Here is a 16,544-nt window from a genome sequence, read left to right on the forward strand (position 1 = left end):
GAAAGCCGTGATGGGCTCGACCTTACTTGCGGTTGTTGATCGCGACGTAGTCGCGCTTGGTGACACCGGTGTAGAGCTGGCGCGGACGGCCGATCTTCTGCTGCGGATCCTCGATCATCTCGCTCCACTGGCTGATCCAGCCGACGGTGCGGGCGACCGCGAACAGCACGGTGAACATCGAGACCGGGAAGCCCATCGCCTTCAGCGTGATGCCCGAATAGAAGTCGACGTTCGGATAGAGCTTGCGGTCGATGAAGTACTGGTCGCTGAGCGCGATCTTCTCGAGCTCGAGCGCCACCTTCAGCATCGGATCGTCGCCATGGCCGGTCTCCTTGAGCACGGCGTGACACATCTTCTGCATGATCTTGGCGCGCGGATCATAGTTCTTGTAGACGCGGTGACCGAAGCCCATCAGGCGGACTTCAGAGTTCTTGTCCTTCACCTTGGCGATGAATTCGGGGATCTTGTCGACCGAGCCGATCTCGGCGAGCATTGCCAGCGCTGCTTCGTTGGCGCCGCCATGCGCCGGGCCCCACAGGCAGGCGATGCCGGCGGCGATGCAGGCGAACGGGTTGGCGCCGGAGGAGCCGGCGATACGCACCGTCGAGGTCGAGGCGTTCTGCTCGTGGTCGGCGTGCAGGATGAAGATTTTGTCCAGCGCGTCAGCCAGCACCGGGTTGATCTTGTACTCCTCGCACGGCACGGCGAAGCACATGTGCAGGAAGTTCTCGGCGAACTTCAGCGAGTTTTTCGGATACACGAAGGGCTGGCCGACTGTGTACTTGTAGGCCATCGCAGCCAGCGTCGGGATCTTGGCGATCATGCGCATGGAGGCGATCATGCGTTGCTTCGGATCGTTGATGTCGGTTGAGTCGTGATAGAACGCGGCGAGCGCGCCGACAGCCGCCACCATGATCGCCATCGGATGGGCGTCGCGGCGGAAGCCTTGGAAGAAGCGGGCCATCTGCTCGTGCACCATCGTGTGATGGATCACGCGATCGTCGAAATCCTTCTTCTGCGCGGCGGTGGGAAGCTCCCCGAACAGCAGCAGATAGCAGGTCTCGAGGAAGTCGCCGTTCTCGGCGAGCTGCTCGATCGGATAGCCGCGGTATTCCAGCACGCCCGCGTCACCGTCGATATAGGTGATCTTGGACTGGCAGCTCGCGGTCGAGGTGAAGCCCGGGTCGTAGGTGAACAGGCCGGACTGGCCGTAGAGCTTGCCGATATCGATGACGTCGGGCCCGACGCTGCCGCTGTGGATCGGAAGATCGAAATTCTTGTTTCCGACCGTCAGTGTGGCGGTCTTATTGCTTGGTTTTGCGTCCATCAGAGGTCCCCGATGTATGGTGAAACGGGCCGGACCCGGAGGCCCCGATGAGATATCGCGGGGCAGGCCGGATGTTCCAGAAGGTACGGCTGAGATGGGTATATTATTGCTGTGTGCGCTGCAAGATGGCGCCACGCATGGTCGACTTACGTCGTAGCCTGGTTCTTGGCCCCGGTCCTTAGCGCGGTCCTCGGCCTATTCCGTGGCCTGATCTTTAAGCCGGCCCAGGCTTTCCTGGCGTCCCAGGACGTCCAAAACCTCGAATATGCCGGGCGACGTCGTCCGTCCGGTCAGCGCCGCCCGCAGCGGCTGGGCGACCGCGCCGAGCTTGAGACTGTTTTCCTCGGCAAAGGCGCGCAGCGCGGCTTCCGTGGCGGCGCCGCTCCAAGTCTCGACTTTCTCCAGCGCGGAATGAAGCTGGCCGATCAGCTTGCGGTTCTCGGGCGTCAGCAGCGCTGCCGCCTTTGGATCAAGCTCCAGCGGCCGGTCGGCGAAGATGAAATAGGCGCTGTCGATCAGCTCGATCAGCGTCTTGGCGCGCTCCTTCAGGGCCGGCATGGCCTTCAGGAGCTGCGCGCGCGTGGCGTCGTTTAACTTGGCCTTAATCTCGTCGCGGCTGGGCACGACGTGGTCGAGCACGTCCTCGAACATCTTCACGAGTGATTGATCGTCGGCATTGCGGATGTAGTGGCCGTTGAGGTTTTCCAGCTTGGCGAAATCGAAGCGCGCTGCTGCGCGGCCGACGCTGGCGAGGTCGAAGGCTGCGATCATCTCCTCGGTCGAGAAGATTTCCTGGTCGCCATGGCTCCAGCCGAGCCGGACGAGATAGTTGCGGAGCGCGGCCGGGAGGTATCCCATGGCGCGGTAGGCATCGACGCCAAGCGCGCCGTGCCTTTTGGAGAGCTTCGAACCGTCCGGGCCATGGATCAGGGGGATGTGAGACATGCTCGGCAGCGTCCAGCCCATCGCGTCGTAGATCTGCTTTTGGCGGGCCGCGTTGATCAAATGGTCGTCGCCGCGGATGACATGGGTGACGCCCATATCGTGGTCGTCGACCACCACTGCGAGCATGTAGGTCGGGTTGCCATCGCCGCGCAGCAGGACGAGATCGTCGAGGTTTTCGTTCTGCCAGACCACGCGACCCTGGACCTGGTCTTCGATCACGGTTTCGCCGGTCTGGGGCGCGCGGAGCCGGATGGTGGGCTTCACGTCGGTTGGGGCCGTCGCCGGATCGCGGTCGCGCCACAGGCCGTCATAGAGGCGGGTGCGCCCCTCTGCGCGCGCCTTCTCGCGCATCGCGGTGAGCTCCTCGGCGGTGGCGTAGCAGCGATAGGCCTTGCCCTCGGCGAGCAGCTGCTCGGCGACTTCGCGGTGGCGGGCGGCGCGGCTGAACTGGTAGATGACATCGCCATCCCAGCCGAGCTCCAGCCATTTCAGCCCGTCGAGGATGGCGCCGATCGCCGCCTCCGTGGAGCGCTCCCGGTCGGTATCCTCGATCCGGAGCAGCATCTTGCCGCCGTGCTTCTTCGCATAGAGCCAGTTGAACAGGGCCGTGCGCGCGCCCCCGATATGGAGGAAGCCGGTCGGCGAGGGAGCAAAGCGGGTGACGACGGGAGAGGTGTTCATTGACCGCGCGGGATAAGGGAGGTGGCTGATTGGCGACCGTGTATCATAGGCGCGGGAGATTGTGCCAATGCTAATCCAGGTCGTTCATAGCCATCCGCTCGCGGACAGTTACAACCATGCACTGTTCCATACCATCGTCGAGACGCTGAAAACTCGACACGAAGTGATCGCGACTGACCTTTACCGCGAGGGGTTTTCCCCGGAGATGACCGAGGCGGAGCGGCGCAGCTACTATCACGGCCCCTATGCAGAGGACGCGGTGGCGAGCCTCATCGAGCACGTACGGCGCGTCGACGGCATTATCTTCTGCTTTCCGCATTGGTGGTTTTCGATGCCTGCCATGCTCAAGGGCTATTTCGACCGGGTCTGGGCGCCGGGTACGGCGTTCGCCCACGATCTGAAGGGTGGGCGCATCAAGCCGCTGCTGACCAACATCCGCCTGTTCGGCGTTGTGACGAGCTACGGCTCACCGTGGTGGTTGAGCCGGATCGTCATGCAAGACCCCGGCCGCAAGGTGTTGCTTAGGGCACTGAAACCGATGTGTGGATCCGGCGTTCGGTCGTTCTATTTGGCGCACTACGATATGGATCGCTCCACCTTGGCATCCCGGGCTGCCTTCATCGAGCGCGTGCGTGCCAAAATCGCCGAAGTTTGACCGGACGGTGGGCATGGGGCTTGGCCTAGGGGCTCGAATTTGGCAGAAGGGCCGCTGATTTCCCTACAGGATTTTCGTAATGACAGAACCGGTGGCGAACGAGGTTGGGCGCGATTTCATTCGTGACATCATCCAGGCCGACCTCGATCAGGCCAAATACAAGGAGATCGTGACCCGGTTCCCGCCGGAGCCGAACGGCTATCTCCATATCGGCCACGCCAAGTCGATCGCGCTCAATTTCGGCATCGCCCAGGAGTTTCCGGGCCGCTGCCATCTGCGCTTCGACGACACCAACCCGGTCAAGGAAGAGCAGGAATATATCGATTCCATCCAGGCAGACGTGCGCTGGCTCGGCTTCGACTGGGGCAAGAACCTGTTCTTCGCCTCGGACTATTTCGACCGCCTCTACGAATGGGCGGAGCAGCTGATCCGCGACGGGCTCGCCTATGTCGACGACCAGACCCAGGAGGAGATTCGTCTTGCGCGCGGCACGCTGACCGAGCCCGGCAAGAACTCGCCCTTCCGCGATCGCACCGTGGATGAAAACCTCGACCTGTTCCGCCGCATGAAGGCGGGCGAATTCCCGAATGGGGCGCGCGTGCTGCGGGCCAAGATTGACATGGGTGCGGGCAACATCAATCTGCGCGACCCCGTGCTGTACCGTATCCTGCATGCGCACCATCCGCGCACCGGGACCAAGTGGAGCATCTATCCGAGCTACGACTATGCGCACGGCCAGTCGGACGCGATCGAGGGTATCACGCACTCGATCTGCACGCTGGAGTTCGAGGACCATCGGCCGCTCTACGACTGGTTCATCGACAAGCTGCCGGTGCCATCGAAGCCGCACCAGTACGAATTCGCGCGGCTGAACCTGACCTACACGCTGCTGTCCAAGCGCGTACTGACCCAGCTCGTCCGCGAGGGCCATGTCGCGGGCTGGGACGATCCGCGCATGCCGACGATGGCGGGCATGCGCCGCCGCGGCGTGCCGCCGGCCGCCCTTCGCGAATTCGTCAAGCGCATTGGCGTGGCGAAAGCCAACAGCGTCGTCGACGTCGGCATGCTCGAGTTCTGCATTCGCGAGGAGCTGAACCGGACGTCACAGCGGCGGATGGCGGTGCTGAAGCCGCTAAAAGTCGTGATCGAGAATTATCCGGAAGGGCAGACCGAGGAGCTCGAGGCGATCAACCATCCGGACGATCCCTCTGCCGGCACCCGGAAGGTCACGTTCGGCCGTGAGCTCTACATCGAGCAGGACGACTTCATGGAGAACCCGCCGAAGAAGTTCTTCCGTCTGTCGCCAGGCAACGAGGTGCGGCTGCGCTACGCCTATTTCGTCAAATGCACCGGCGTGATCAAGAACGATGCCGGCGAGGTGGTGGAGCTGCGCTGCACCTACGATCCCGCGACCAAAGGCGGTAACGCGCCCGATGGCCGCAAGGTCAAGGCCACCATGCACTGGCTGTCGGCGGCGACATCCGTGCCCGCGGAAATCCGCATCTACAACCAGCTGTTTGCCAACCCGAGCCCGGACGCCTCGAACTTCGCCGCCGATCTCAATCCGCAGTCGCTGGAAATTCTAGCTGATGCCCGCGTCGAAGCATCGGTCGCCGAGAGCAATTCGACCGAGCCGATGCAGTTCGAGCGTCAGGGCTATTTCGTGCGCGACAAAGACTCGACGCCCGGCAAGCCGGTATTTTCCAGGACCATTGGTCTGCGCGACACGTTCGCGAAGGAAGTCGCGAAGGGCTGAAAAGGGCTGCGAGACCACAATGAGCGACGAAGCCGACGCCACCGTTTCCGCCATCATCGCGAAATGGCGCGCCGGCTTCGCAAGGCTCGACGCCGCGGCGCTCTCGTCTCTGTATTCGAAGAACGCCTTCTTCTTCGGCTCCAACCCAAAGCTCTATCGGGGCAGGGATGGCGTCGCAGACTATTCAACGGCCTGCCGCGCTGGCGCCAGCCGAGCGCGGTCTTCTCCGAGGTGTATGCGGCGCAGGCAGCTCCTGATCTCATCAATATGGCCGCAACCATCTCGTTCAATCTCGCCGGCGAACGCCCCGATTTCTCGGTCAAGATGAGCTGGGTCATCATGCGCGAGGACGGCGACTGGAAGATCGTCAATCACCATGCTTCGTCGCAGACGCCGCTGATCTGACCAGCGGGGCACACGGCTTCGTCATTCTCGTGAGAGAACGAATGTGCACCTCGCGCGTTGGGGTGGGCCCAACAAGGAACCCACCATGCAGAACATCGCAGAACACATGGAAGTCATCGGCGCCGACGGCGTCCACATCGGCACGGTCGACAAGGTCGAAGGCAATCGCATCAAGCTGACCAAGAAGGACAGCGGCGAGGGCAGCCACAAGGGGCATCATCACTTCATCGACAAGGGCCTCGTCGCCGACATCGAGGGCAACAAGGTCCGGCTGTCGGCCAAGGCGGATGTCGCGGTGACGATGGAAGAGGAAAAGTAGGGGGCGCGCCCTTTCGTTCCTGATCCGTACCGCTATCCGCCCGCCTGCACGTTCCGGTAGCTTCGGCCTTCGTTGCGTATCATCGAGTGCAGGGAATGGCGGAGCCGGGCCGGCCAGTACGGTCGCAGGGGATTGCGGGGACGTGGCCCGCGGGCCGCGCCGCGTCCGCGGGCGGCCTCGCGCCTGCAGGCCTCGACCTCTGGACATCGCTGGCCGAGACCCTCCGCGCGTGGCTACGCGCCGAGGCCGGCGCCGGGCGGCTGTTGCCGTGGGTGCCCGTAGCGTTTGGCTGCGGCATCGCGCTTTATTTCTCCGCCGATCATGAGCCGGTGCTGTGGGTCGTCGCTGCGACCGCCATCGCGCTCCTGCTTGGCGCGGCTCTGTTGCGGCGGAGCCGGCTGTTCGCCCCGGCCATCATGATCGCGGCGGTCGCGGCCGGCTTTGCCGTCGCGACCTGGAAGACGGCGCGCATCGCTCACCCGGTGCTGGCAAAGTCGCTCTATTCGGTATCGTTGTCGGGCTTCGTCGAAGCCCGCGACATCCGCGAGCGTACCGACAGGTTCGTGCTGCGCGTCACCGCGATGGAGGCGCAGCGCAGCGACGTCAGGCTCGAGCGCGTGCGCCTGTCGGTCCGCAAGGGCACGGCGCCGGAGGTCGGCAGCTTCGTTCAGCTGAAGGCGCGGCTGATGCCGCCACTCGCGCCGGTGCGGCCCGGCAGCTACGACTTTTCGCGTGACATGTTCTTCCAGGGCATCGGCGCCTCCGGCTTCGCGATGGGCGCCATCACGGTGGCGCCGCCGCCTGAGACCGGCGGCTTGCGGCTGCGTTACGCGGCCTTCATGCAAGGCCTGCGCGATGCGATCGATGCCCGCATCCGCGCGACGCTCGACGGCGACAACCGGGCGATCGCGACCGCGCTGCTCACCGAGCGGCGCGATGCGATCACCACGCCCGTCAACGATGCGATGTTCATCTCCGGGCTCGGCCACGTGCTCTCGATATCCGGTTATCACATGGCCGTGGTGGCCGGTGTCGTGTTCTTCGCGGTGCGCGCGCTGCTCGCTCTGATCCCCGGACTGGCGGCCGGCTTCGCCATCAAGAAATGGTCGGCCGCCGCCGCGCTGGTCGCCGCTGCGTTCTACCTGCTGCTGTCAGGCGCGGAGGTCGCGACGCAAAGGTCGTTCTTCATGACCGCGGTAGTGCTGATCGCGGTGATGGTCGATCGCCGCGCCATCACCTTCCGCACGCTTGCTGTCGCCGCGCTGATCGTGCTCGCGGTCGCGCCGGAAGCGCTGGTGCATCCGAGCTTCCAGAGATTGAACGCACCAAACGCGTGAGCCGTGTTTCCACCCGTAAAGCCATTGAATCGCTTGGTTTTTTTGGCGTGGTCATTGGAGACGCTGTGGACAAAAGCCGCTCAAAACTGGGCAAAAGTCCGGGATTGAAGACGTAGAGTCCCGGAAAAAGTCCCGGAATCGTTCGAGGCGTTCCGCATGCGTTCGGGTGCCTCATCGTGCCCCCTATAGGAACGGCTCAAACTGTGCAGGATTAGCGAGTTGCTCGACGAGAACTCATTATGGCTGATCAGGAAGACCGGCAAGCGATACAGATCCGAAGGCTTGTCCTCGATGTCCGGCAATCCGCGCAGCAAATCTCTGAAACGGTGAAACAGACCCGGCAAATCATAGAGCAAAGCCAGCAGATTCTAAGGCAATCGGAAGCCGCCGCGAACTTTCTTAGAAGCCGTCAAATTTCAAACCGAGGCACGACTTGAGCGGAACGAAACGAGGACGGCCTCGGTGCACCGCGCAGTTTCGCTAATGGAACTGATTGTAGATGGTGCCGTTATGGAGTTGGTTTTAATGGCTCAAGGAGCGCCCCATGACAGAGCGCCGCAAAGTGAAGCAGACCAGCTCACTTGAAGAACGGCTTGCCGAAGAAGCCAGGCGCCTCCGTGAAGAGGCCGAATTACTCCCCCATGGCCCACTGCGCGAAGCCGCGCTTCGTAGAGCGCGACAGGCGGAGACTGGCTCACACATGACCCAGTGGCTGACCTCGCCGGGGTTGCAAGCACCGAGATAATGCTCGGAACAACGATCTATTGTATTTAGGAACCTCGCCCATTGCGGGGTGATTCGATGCTCGAAACGATTTTGATAATGTCCGGCCTCGGGACGACGTTGATTGGCATCATAGTCGTGGTGTTTGAGTGGCGCGCGCTGGTCGGTTACTGGCGCGCCTCAAGGCGCGGGCATCCGTAAATTTCCTATCGACGAAAAGTATCGCCGTCCTTGGCGCGCGCGACGCGTCTAGGGGCGCCGCCGGTCTTGTCCCGACCCTCTTTTTTGAGGGCACCCTGAGTATTTTCCTCGCCGGCCGTATTTATTCCTACTGCACGATCGGCCCTAGCCGAGAGCACCCGCAGCTTTGCCGCGCCGGCCACCAAATAGCTAAGGGGCGGCTTTTAGTGTTTTGCCGCTGGATCCGCACTAGTTCTTGAACGCAGCCAACGGAGGTGAAGTGCATGACCGCAGGACAGCAGGTGATTGCCGACTACTACCGCATGTTCCCGCCACGTGAGCGCGAGCCGGATCGTGTTGTCGTCCGGGAGGAGTACGCGTTCTACGCTGTTGACGGCGAGCGAGTGATCTGCGGCCGTGCGCACCGATACACAGAGGAGAGGTACATTTGAGGATACTGTCTGCCCGACCCGGGCGAGCACCAATAGTCGGACATATCGACGTCGAGACATCACCCGGCATCAGACTCTACGGTCTACGCGTATCGCGCGCCGTGGATGGCTCATTCCGGGTTTTTGGACTCAGCAACGACCACGGCCGTACATGCGCCTTCGACCGTGACGCAGTCGAGGCAATCGCCGACGCAACAATTAAGTACATGACCGTGAATGGACCATCGCACAATGCCCGCCTCGCAAGCTAGACTCATCACGCCGTTTGAGTGGAAGGATCCGGCGACACTTGAGCCGATCGGCATGACGGCCGATGATCCCACATTTGAAGAGATCGATCCCGAGATATTCAAGATTGTCAGGCAGGCAATTGCCGCGCGCGATATTGTCGAGGCCGAGGCCACTCCGGCCACCGATCCCGCCAACGACAACAACAGCGGCGGCACCAGCAAGCCTGCCTTCGCCCTAACCCCATACGTGCCGCGGGACCCCACCAAACTCCCGCGCCGCGATTGGCTGTTCGCGCAGCATTACATCCGTAAATATGTCTCGGTGACCGTCTCGCCCGGCGGGCTGGGCAAGACATCCAACAGCATCGTTGAGGCGCTGGCGATGGTGTCCGGCAAGCCGCTTCTGGCGTATGATGGCGATGGTGGGCTGTCAGAACGGCTGCGTGTCGCACTGTTCAATGGCGAAGATCCGCGCGACGAGATGGAGCGGCGTATCGAGGCTACTCGCCTTCATTACAAACTGAAACCGGATGACATTGTTGGTCTATTCCTGGACGTCGGCCGGGAGCAGGAGCTTGTCCTTATGGAAGAAACCAGAAGGGGCGTCGATCCTTGCCAGCCCATCGTGGAGGCGGTGGTTGAACACATCATGGCGAACAAGATCGATGCCATGATTGTCGACCCGTTTGTGTCATCGCACAGGGTGAATGAAAACGACAACGGCGCGATTGATAGGGTCGCGAAGCTGTGGGGACAGATTGCCGATCGCACGAATTGTTCGATTGAGCTTGTCCACCACCTACGCAAGTTAAACGAGAATAAAGAAGCCACGATCGATGATGCCCGAGGAGCTGTGGCGCTTATCGGCGCCGCCCGTTCTGTGAGGCTGCTAAACCGAATGTCGCCGGAGCAGGCGAAGGAGGCGGGCGTTCCTCCGCAAGATACCTCCAGCCACTTCTATGTCATCAGCGGCAAAGCGAACATGACGAAGCAAGACAATCGCCGCACCTGGCGCAAGCTGGAGAGCGTTGGACTTGGCAATAGTGATGGCCTGCAGAAGCCTCAGGACCATGTTGGTGTTGTGACGCCATGGAACTGGCCCTCAAGAGCCGAGACCGCAGAGAAGGCTGTCGGCGATGTGGCGCCGAACCAGATGGAAAATATTCTGGTTAGGCTAAAAAACCAGACCTCCTTAGTCGCTCGAAACTCCAGTAGTTGGGCTGGCTTCCATGTGATGGACGCCCTCGGGCTGAACCGCGAGAGTAAGGGGGACCGCGATCATGCCGCGAAGATACTCGGCGGCCTGATTGCCAATGGAGCGCTGGTGGTCAGGGAGGAAGAAGACCACCGCCGTCACCCGAAAAATGTGGTCCGCCCTGGGCCAGGATAACTTTGCGCCAGTACCTGCGCCAGTGCGCCAGTAATTTCCCTTTTTGCACTTGCGCCAGTGCGCCAGTACCACCCTTAGGGGGACTGGCACAGCTGGTGCTGTGCGCCAGTGTAGGTACGTTAGAACTAGAGCACTGGCGCAAGCATCTTCCGGCCATCCGAGAGACTGCCCGCCAACTTTTGGCGGCCTGTCCCACTTGCCTTCCACTGATTTCCTTCGCGCCTGTTTTAGCGCGTAAGCGCTTGATTGCGTTGGCCACGGGGCCGATTTGCAACAGAGGGTAGGGGTATAGGCAACTTACTAGAAATTTCGCGCCGGAGACCGGCCGCTCAGTCATAGAGTTTAGGCCGCAAGTTTCCAAAAAGTGTCACGGGCAAAAAAAGTTGCGAAATCCGCGGCGTCGCGTGTGCAAGTTCAGCGGCGGTCTGCGGGGGTGACCGCGCCAGAAGCCTGACCTACCCCTCTGGGGGCCGCCACATCGGCCACCATGACAAGAGCTGGCCCGGGAAGTTCCGAACCATCTCGCCCTGTCCAAGGAAGACCTTAAGCAGAGCGACATGAAGAGGGAGTGGCTGGACGAGACCAAATGCCAGGTTTGCAGCGTCGCCCCCGAAACATTTTTTGGACCGGCTCGGGTTGCTGCACCGGTAACGATCCACTCCCGACGGGTGAACGCGTCCATTTGACCAGACGTGAGCGGTCCCAATTTGGGATAGCGAAGCTGGGTTCCCCCTATCAATGTACTCGTTTTAGCCGATACGATGCTGCTTCCCGACGATGAGGGAGCCCATGAAGCGGCGGGACGTTTTTGGTGTTATTGGCGGAGCAGCAGCGTGGCCGCTCGTGGTTTGGGCGCAGCAGCCCAAAAACGTACCGCGAATTGGCTTCCTGGTGACGGGTTCGCTTGAATCTCTCGAGGCGCGCGCAATCCTGAAAGCCTTCGATCAGGGACTGCGCGAATACGGCTATATCGCTGGTCAGAACGTGATCGTAGAGGTCCGAGCGGCGGACTTGAACGTCGATCGGTTTCCGGTTCTCGCAAGTGAACTGATACGCCTTAATGTGGATCTCATCGTCGCATCAAATTCGCTGGCCGCGCGTGCCGTGCAGCAAGCAACCAGCAATACTCCCATTGTCGTTCCGGTTATGGGCGATCCTGTTGGAGACGGGCTCGTTGCTAGTCTCGCTCGACCGGGAGGGAACATCACTGGGTTAACTTTCCTTGGACCGCAGCTTGTCCCTAAGCGCCTAGCCCTGCTCAAGGAAGCGCTACCCACGGCTTCGCAAGTCGCGGCATTATGGCATCCCGGCGCCTACGGCGAGCGCACGATGAACGACATGATGAACGAAGCAAACGAGGCGGCACTCACCTTGGCAGTGCACCTTCGACTTGTTGCTGTGCACGTCCCCGACGATTTGGATCGCTCGTTTTCAGCGGTTGCCGGAGAGCGTGCCGATGCCCTTCTCATATTTCCGAGCCCGATGCTTTTCAATCAACGAAAGCGCATTGTCGACCTCGCGACAGAGCATCGGCTTCCTATAATGGCCATGGGAAAAGAGTTTGTACAACTCGGCGGGTTGATGTCATATGGAGCGGACATTATCGACTCCAACCGGCGCTGCGTCGCCTACGTGGATAGGATACTTAAAGGCGCAAAGCCTGCTGACTTGCCGGTCGAACAACCCACCAAGTTTGAACTTTTCATCAACCTCAAAACTGCAAAGACATTTGACATCGAAATTCCTGCCGCGCTGCTCGCTCGCGCCGACGGGGTACTCGAGTGAAAGCAATTGTTCCCGGGTTGGTGGGAGCCGCCAAGCTATTGGTGAACGGCCAGGTCGGTTCGTCGCGGCTTAGGCGTTTTCGTGGGGCCCGCGGACGACAATCCCAATTCCTCTTGATAACGTGGCTGGGATGAGCATTTCCCTCCAACCGGACACGTCGGAAGGACCAACGCTGGCGGCTTCCGCCCGGCCGGACGCACCTGCTGTGCAGTCAGCGCCGCCGAAAGTCCGTGCCCGCCTGTTCGCCAAATACGTCGCGCTGTTCGTGGTGGTGGTGGGAGTCGCGCTGCTTTCGAACGGGATTTTCGAAGTTTTCTTCTATTACCGCGAGCACAAGGCGGCCCTGATCCGGATTCAGCACGAGCAGGCCGAGGCCGCCGCGGCCAAGATCGGCCAATTTATCAAGGAAATCGAAAGCCAGCTCGGCTGGACCACGCAGCTACCGTGGTCGGCGGGCTCGCTGCAGGACCGGCGTTTTGACGCCCTTAGGCTGCTGCGGCAGGTGCCGGCCGTTACCGAACTGTCGCAAATCGACTCGACGGGCAAGGAGCGTTTGCGGGTCTCGCGCCTCGCCATGGATGTCGTGGACTCCGGCCTCGACCTGTCCAAGGATCCGAAGTTCACCGAAGCGGTTGCCAACAAGGTCTATTACGGCCCGGTCTACTTCCGCCGGGACTCGGAGCCCTACATGACTCTGTCGCTGGCCGGCACGCGCAAGGACACCGGCGTCAGCATCGCCGAAGTCAATCTGAAGCTCATCTGGGAAGTGGTCTCGCAAATCAAGGTCGGCGAACGCGGGCATGCCTATGTGGTGGGTTCGGAAGGACGGCTGATTGCGCACCCAGACATCAGTTTGGTGCTGCGTAACACCGACATGTCGAAGCTGGTGCAGGTGCAGGCTGCCCAGGCCGGCAGTGCAAACGACGCCGATGCGCTGCAGGGCTCGCTGAATATTCAGGGCCAAGAGGTGCTGACAGCGTCCGCGCCGATCGTGCCGCTGGGCTGGACCATGTTTGTAGAGCTACCGGTCAATGAAGCCTATTCGTCGCTGTATCTGGCGCTGCAGCGCCTTTCCATCGTACTCGCCGGCGCATTGATCTTTGCCATTCTAGCCGGAGTTTTTCTGGCCCGCCGTATGGTTGGTCCGATCAGGGCATTAAGCGCTGGCGCGGAACGAATTGGCGATGGCGATTTCGCTCAGCGTATCTCGATCACGACCGGCGATGAACTCGAAAGTCTTGCGAATCAATTCAACAAGATGGGTACGCGGCTTCAGGAATCCTATGCGGACCTTGAGAACAAGGTCGAGCAGCGCACTTCGGAATTGAGCGAGGCACTGCAACAGCAGACCGCAACGGCCGACGTTCTCAAGGTCATCAGCCGCTCGACATTCGATTTACAAACGGTGCTCGATACGCTTGTGCAGTCGGCAGCACGACTGTGCGAGGCAGATGAAGGGCTCATTCTGCAACCCAGAGACGGTGCCTTCGGACTGGCGGCAAGTTGCGGGCTTAGCGTTAAAAAACGGAAGTTTCTGGAAGGCTATCGTTTCACGCCGGGCGGAGCAACCGCAGTTGGACGCGCTTTGTCCGAAGCTAAAACGACAGTACTCAACGATGGTCTTTCGCCACTGCGAGGAGATCCGGATCCAGCGCAATCCAGGATTGCTGTTCCGTTACTACGTGAGGGCGTGCCGATAGGCGTGTTCGTCCTGACGCGGCGGGAGAAGCGCCCCTTCAGCGAAAAGCAGATCGAGCTCATCACCACCTTCGCGGACCAGGCCGTTATCGCCATTCAAAACGTCCGGCTGTTCGACGAGGTTCAGGCGCGGACCAAAGAACTCGCACGGTCGCTCGAGGAGTTGCGCACTGCGCAGGACCGGCTGGTGCAGACCGAAAAGCTCGCTTCGCTCGGCCAGCTGACCGCTGGCATCGCCCATGAGATCAAGAACCCGCTCAATTTCGTCAACAATTTCGCTGCTTTGTCGGGGGAATTGATTGGGGAGCTGAACGACCTTCTGCAGCCGGCGGCGCTCGATGGCGAGACCCGCGAGGGAGTCGATGAACTCACCCTTATGCTGAAGGGCAACCTGGAAAAGGTGGTGCAGCACGGCAGGCGAGCCGATTCGATCGTCAAGAACATGCTGCTGCATTCCCGCGAAGGCTCGGGTGAGCACCGGCCCACCGACATCAACGCGATCGTAGAGGAAAGCCTCAATCTCGCCTTCCACGGCGCACGCGCCGAGAAGGCGGGCTTCAACATCACGCTCGAACGCGACCTCGATCCCGCCGCGGGCCAGATCGACGTCTATGCGCAGGAGATTACTCGGGTCTTCCTCAACCTGATCTCGAACGGGTTCTATGCCGCCGCCAAGCGCAAGGAGACGTGTGACGAAAACTTCGAGCCCATCTTAAGCGCCGTGACCAGGAGCTTGGGCAACAAGGTAGAGATACGGTTCCGCGACAACGGCACCGGCATTCCTCCCGAGGTGAGAAAGAAGATCTTCAATCCTTTCTTCACAACCAAGCCGGCGGGCGAAGGCACCGGCCTGGGACTGTCAATGAGCCACGACATCATCGTGAAGCAGCACGGCGGTACAATCGACGTCGCCACCGAGCCCGGCGCATTTACCGAATTCGTTATTACGCTGCCCAGAAGCAGGACCGGACCGACGGCTAGCGGAGGAAAAAATTGAGCGTTTACATACTGGTCGTGGACGACGAGCCCGACGTCGAGCCCATGTTCCGTCAGCAGTTCCGCCGCGATCTGAAATCTGGCCGCTTCGCAATGGAATTTGCCCCGTCGGCGGCCACAGCGCTGGCGCGTGCCGCCGAGGTCAGAGACCCCTCGCTGATCCTGATCCTCTCCGACATAAACATGCCTGGCATGAGCGGACTCGAGATGTTGCCAAAAGTCCGTGCCCAGCGCCCTGATGTGCCCGTGATCATGATCACCGCCTACGGCGATGCTGAAACGCGCCGCAAGGCCATCGAGAACGGCGCGGTCGGCCTGCTGACCAAGCCGATCGACTTCGCGCTGCTCCGGATCGAAATCGATAATCGACTGGGTCAAGCTGCATGACCGCGACTATCCTGGTCGTCGATGATGAGCCTGATCTCGAGACGCTGGTGCTGCAGAAATTTCGTCGCCAGATCCGTGAAGGAGGAATGGCGTTCGTATTCGCGCATGACGGCATCGAAGCGTTAGCATCGATCGAGCAGCATCCGCATGTCGACATGGTGGTATCCGACATCAATATGCCCAGGATGGACGGGCTGTCGCTGCTGGCCAAGCTGCAGGAGCACGAGGACAAGAAATCGACCATCATCGTCTCTGCTTACGGCGACATGAGCAACATTCGGACGGCCATGAACCGCGGTGCGTTCGACTTTTTGACGAAGCCGATCGATTTCGGCGACCTTGAAATGACGATCAACAAGACCCTCAGTCATGTCCAGACCATGCGTGATGCGCGCCGCCGCCAGCTCGAAGCGGAACGCGCTCACGCATCGCTATCACGTTATTTTTCGCCACAGATCGCGAGCCGTCTCGCGGCTATAGGCGACAGCGACGGTATGGAAGTGCACTGGCGGGAGATTGCGACTATCTTCACCGATATCACCAACTTCACCTCGCTGGTGGAGACCGTAGCCCCGGAAGTGCTGGGCGCACTGCTCAACGAATATGTGGGCGGTATGACCGACGTCGTGTTCGCTCATGAGGGCACAGTCGCCAAGGTCATAGGCGACGCGATCCAGGTGCTGTTCAATGCGCCAGGCGAACAGCCCGATTATGCACGACGAGCTATTGGCTGCGCTCATGACCTCGACATCTGGGCCCAAATGTTCCGAGAACGCTGGAAAAAGATGGGGGTCGATTTTGGTGCCACGCGCATCGGTGTCCATGCGGGGGCTGCGCTGGTCGGCAACTTTGGCGGCGGTCGGTTCTTCGACTACACCGCCTATGGCGATACCATCAATATTGCAGCCCGGCTCGAGGCCGCCAATAAGTATCTCGGCACCCGCATTTGCGTCAGCGCAGCGGCTGCCGCAGCCGCGGGGAATTTTCGGGGACGACCAATCGGTGAGACTATGCTGCGCGGGCGCAGCGAGCCGCTTCGCGCTTTTGAGCCGCTTCAGGACGTGGCATTCAGGGCGCCTTCCACCGCGCAATATGTCGAGGCCTTCGCCAAACTGGAGGCCGTTGATGCAACGGCGATGCCAGCCTTTGCTGCACTGGTCGGCCTACATGCCGACGACGCGCTGGCCGGATTTCATCTCAAGCGGTTACTCAACGGTGCCAAGGGCGCCCGCATTCAGTTTGAGTAGAAGTCCCGCACCGCGCTCAAAGATTGTCCAC

Annotated in this window: 12 protein-coding genes and 2 pseudogenes; 12 read left to right on the forward strand and 2 right to left on the reverse strand. The window is 61.0% G+C overall.

The features are described 5' to 3' along the window. Window positions 1–22 precede the first annotated feature (22 nt). Complete coding sequence (gltA, locus tag ABIB91_RS17520; RefSeq protein ID WP_007603656.1) at window positions 23–1,327, reverse strand: citrate synthase; 1,305 nt, start codon at window positions 1,325–1,327, stop codon at window positions 23–25. A 195-nt stretch (window positions 1,328–1,522) separates the two neighbouring features. Continuing rightward, window positions 1,523–2,953: a glutamate--tRNA ligase gene (gene gltX / locus ABIB91_RS17525; protein ID WP_354164232.1), complete on the reverse strand. Its 1,431-nt coding sequence runs from the start codon at window positions 2,951–2,953 to the stop codon at window positions 1,523–1,525. 67 nt (window positions 2,954–3,020) lie between these two features. Between gltX and ABIB91_RS17530 the strand changes: the two genes are divergently transcribed. The 12 genes and pseudogenes from ABIB91_RS17530 (at window position 3,021) to ABIB91_RS17585 (ending at window position 16,513) form a co-directional block, all read left to right on the forward strand. Further along, a complete protein-coding gene (locus ABIB91_RS17530) occupies window positions 3,021–3,608 on the forward strand; it encodes an NAD(P)H-dependent oxidoreductase (RefSeq protein WP_354164235.1) in 588 nt (195 codons plus the stop codon). Window positions 3,609–3,687: 79 nt separating this feature from the next. Continuing rightward, window positions 3,688–5,364: a glutamine--tRNA ligase/YqeY domain fusion protein gene (locus tag ABIB91_RS17535; RefSeq protein WP_354164238.1), complete on the forward strand. Its 1,677-nt coding sequence runs from the start codon at window positions 3,688–3,690 to the stop codon at window positions 5,362–5,364. 19 nt (window positions 5,365–5,383) lie between these two features. Next, a pseudogene (locus ABIB91_RS17540) lies at window positions 5,384–5,769 on the forward strand (YybH family protein). Between the two features lie 85 nt (window positions 5,770–5,854). Next, window positions 5,855–6,088 (forward strand): DUF2171 domain-containing protein, encoded by a 234-nt coding sequence (locus tag ABIB91_RS17545; protein ID WP_007610829.1) that lies wholly within the window; start codon window positions 5,855–5,857, stop codon window positions 6,086–6,088. A 95-nt stretch (window positions 6,089–6,183) separates the two neighbouring features. Beyond that, window positions 6,184–7,401: pseudogene (locus tag ABIB91_RS17550) on the forward strand (ComEC/Rec2 family competence protein); the annotation flags it as partial. 263 nt (window positions 7,402–7,664) lie between these two features. Further along, window positions 7,665–7,862 (forward strand): hypothetical protein, encoded by a 198-nt coding sequence (locus ABIB91_RS17555; protein WP_354164242.1) that lies wholly within the window; start codon window positions 7,665–7,667, stop codon window positions 7,860–7,862. Between the two features lie 750 nt (window positions 7,863–8,612). Then, window positions 8,613–8,780 carry a hypothetical protein gene (locus ABIB91_RS17560; protein ID WP_354164245.1) on the forward strand — a complete coding sequence of 56 codons (168 nt, stop codon included), beginning with the start codon at window positions 8,613–8,615 and terminating at the stop codon, window positions 8,778–8,780. 231 nt (window positions 8,781–9,011) lie between these two features. After that, complete coding sequence (locus ABIB91_RS17565) at window positions 9,012–10,400, forward strand: AAA family ATPase (RefSeq protein WP_354164248.1); 1,389 nt, start codon at window positions 9,012–9,014, stop codon at window positions 10,398–10,400. Window positions 10,401–11,189: 789 nt separating this feature from the next. Further along, window positions 11,190–12,185 (forward strand): ABC transporter substrate-binding protein, encoded by a 996-nt coding sequence (locus tag ABIB91_RS17570; protein WP_354164251.1) that lies wholly within the window; start codon window positions 11,190–11,192, stop codon window positions 12,183–12,185. 130 nt (window positions 12,186–12,315) lie between these two features. After that, window positions 12,316–14,880, forward strand: coding sequence for an ATP-binding protein (locus ABIB91_RS17575; protein ID WP_354164254.1), 2,565 nt, complete (start codon window positions 12,316–12,318; stop codon window positions 14,878–14,880). Next, window positions 14,877–15,266: a response regulator gene (locus ABIB91_RS17580; protein WP_354164257.1), complete on the forward strand. Its 390-nt coding sequence runs from the start codon at window positions 14,877–14,879 to the stop codon at window positions 15,264–15,266. The genes ABIB91_RS17575 and ABIB91_RS17580 overlap by 4 nt, the downstream gene beginning before the upstream one ends. Beyond that, entirely contained in the window at window positions 15,263–16,513 is a 1,251-nt protein-coding gene (locus ABIB91_RS17585; RefSeq protein ID WP_354164260.1) for an adenylate/guanylate cyclase domain-containing protein, read from the forward strand. Before ABIB91_RS17580 ends, ABIB91_RS17585 begins: the two co-directional genes overlap by 4 nt. Window positions 16,514–16,544: the final 31 nt, after the last annotated feature.

This window comes from Bradyrhizobium sp. JR4.3 (genome assembly GCF_040547695.1).
Taxonomy (GTDB): domain Bacteria; phylum Pseudomonadota; class Alphaproteobacteria; order Rhizobiales; family Xanthobacteraceae; genus Bradyrhizobium; species Bradyrhizobium canariense.

Coding starts and splice junctions, on each gene's coding strand:
- gltA (WP_007603656.1), bottom strand. CDS start 1,327: ATGGACGCAAAACCAAGCAATAAGACCGCCACACTGACGGTCGGAAAC.
- gltX (WP_354164232.1), bottom strand. CDS start 2,953: ATGAACACCTCTCCCGTCGTCACCCGCTTTGCTCCCTCGCCGACCGGC.
- ABIB91_RS17530 (WP_354164235.1), top strand. CDS start 3,021: ATGCTAATCCAGGTCGTTCATAGCCATCCGCTCGCGGACAGTTACAAC.
- ABIB91_RS17535 (WP_354164238.1), top strand. CDS start 3,688: ATGACAGAACCGGTGGCGAACGAGGTTGGGCGCGATTTCATTCGTGAC.
- ABIB91_RS17545 (WP_007610829.1), top strand. CDS start 5,855: ATGCAGAACATCGCAGAACACATGGAAGTCATCGGCGCCGACGGCGTC.
- ABIB91_RS17555 (WP_354164242.1), top strand. CDS start 7,665: ATGGCTGATCAGGAAGACCGGCAAGCGATACAGATCCGAAGGCTTGTC.
- ABIB91_RS17560 (WP_354164245.1), top strand. CDS start 8,613: ATGACCGCAGGACAGCAGGTGATTGCCGACTACTACCGCATGTTCCCG.
- ABIB91_RS17565 (WP_354164248.1), top strand. CDS start 9,012: ATGCCCGCCTCGCAAGCTAGACTCATCACGCCGTTTGAGTGGAAGGAT.
- ABIB91_RS17570 (WP_354164251.1), top strand. CDS start 11,190: ATGAAGCGGCGGGACGTTTTTGGTGTTATTGGCGGAGCAGCAGCGTGG.
- ABIB91_RS17575 (WP_354164254.1), top strand. CDS start 12,316: ATGAGCATTTCCCTCCAACCGGACACGTCGGAAGGACCAACGCTGGCG.
- ABIB91_RS17585 (WP_354164260.1), top strand. CDS start 15,263: ATGACCGCGACTATCCTGGTCGTCGATGATGAGCCTGATCTCGAGACG.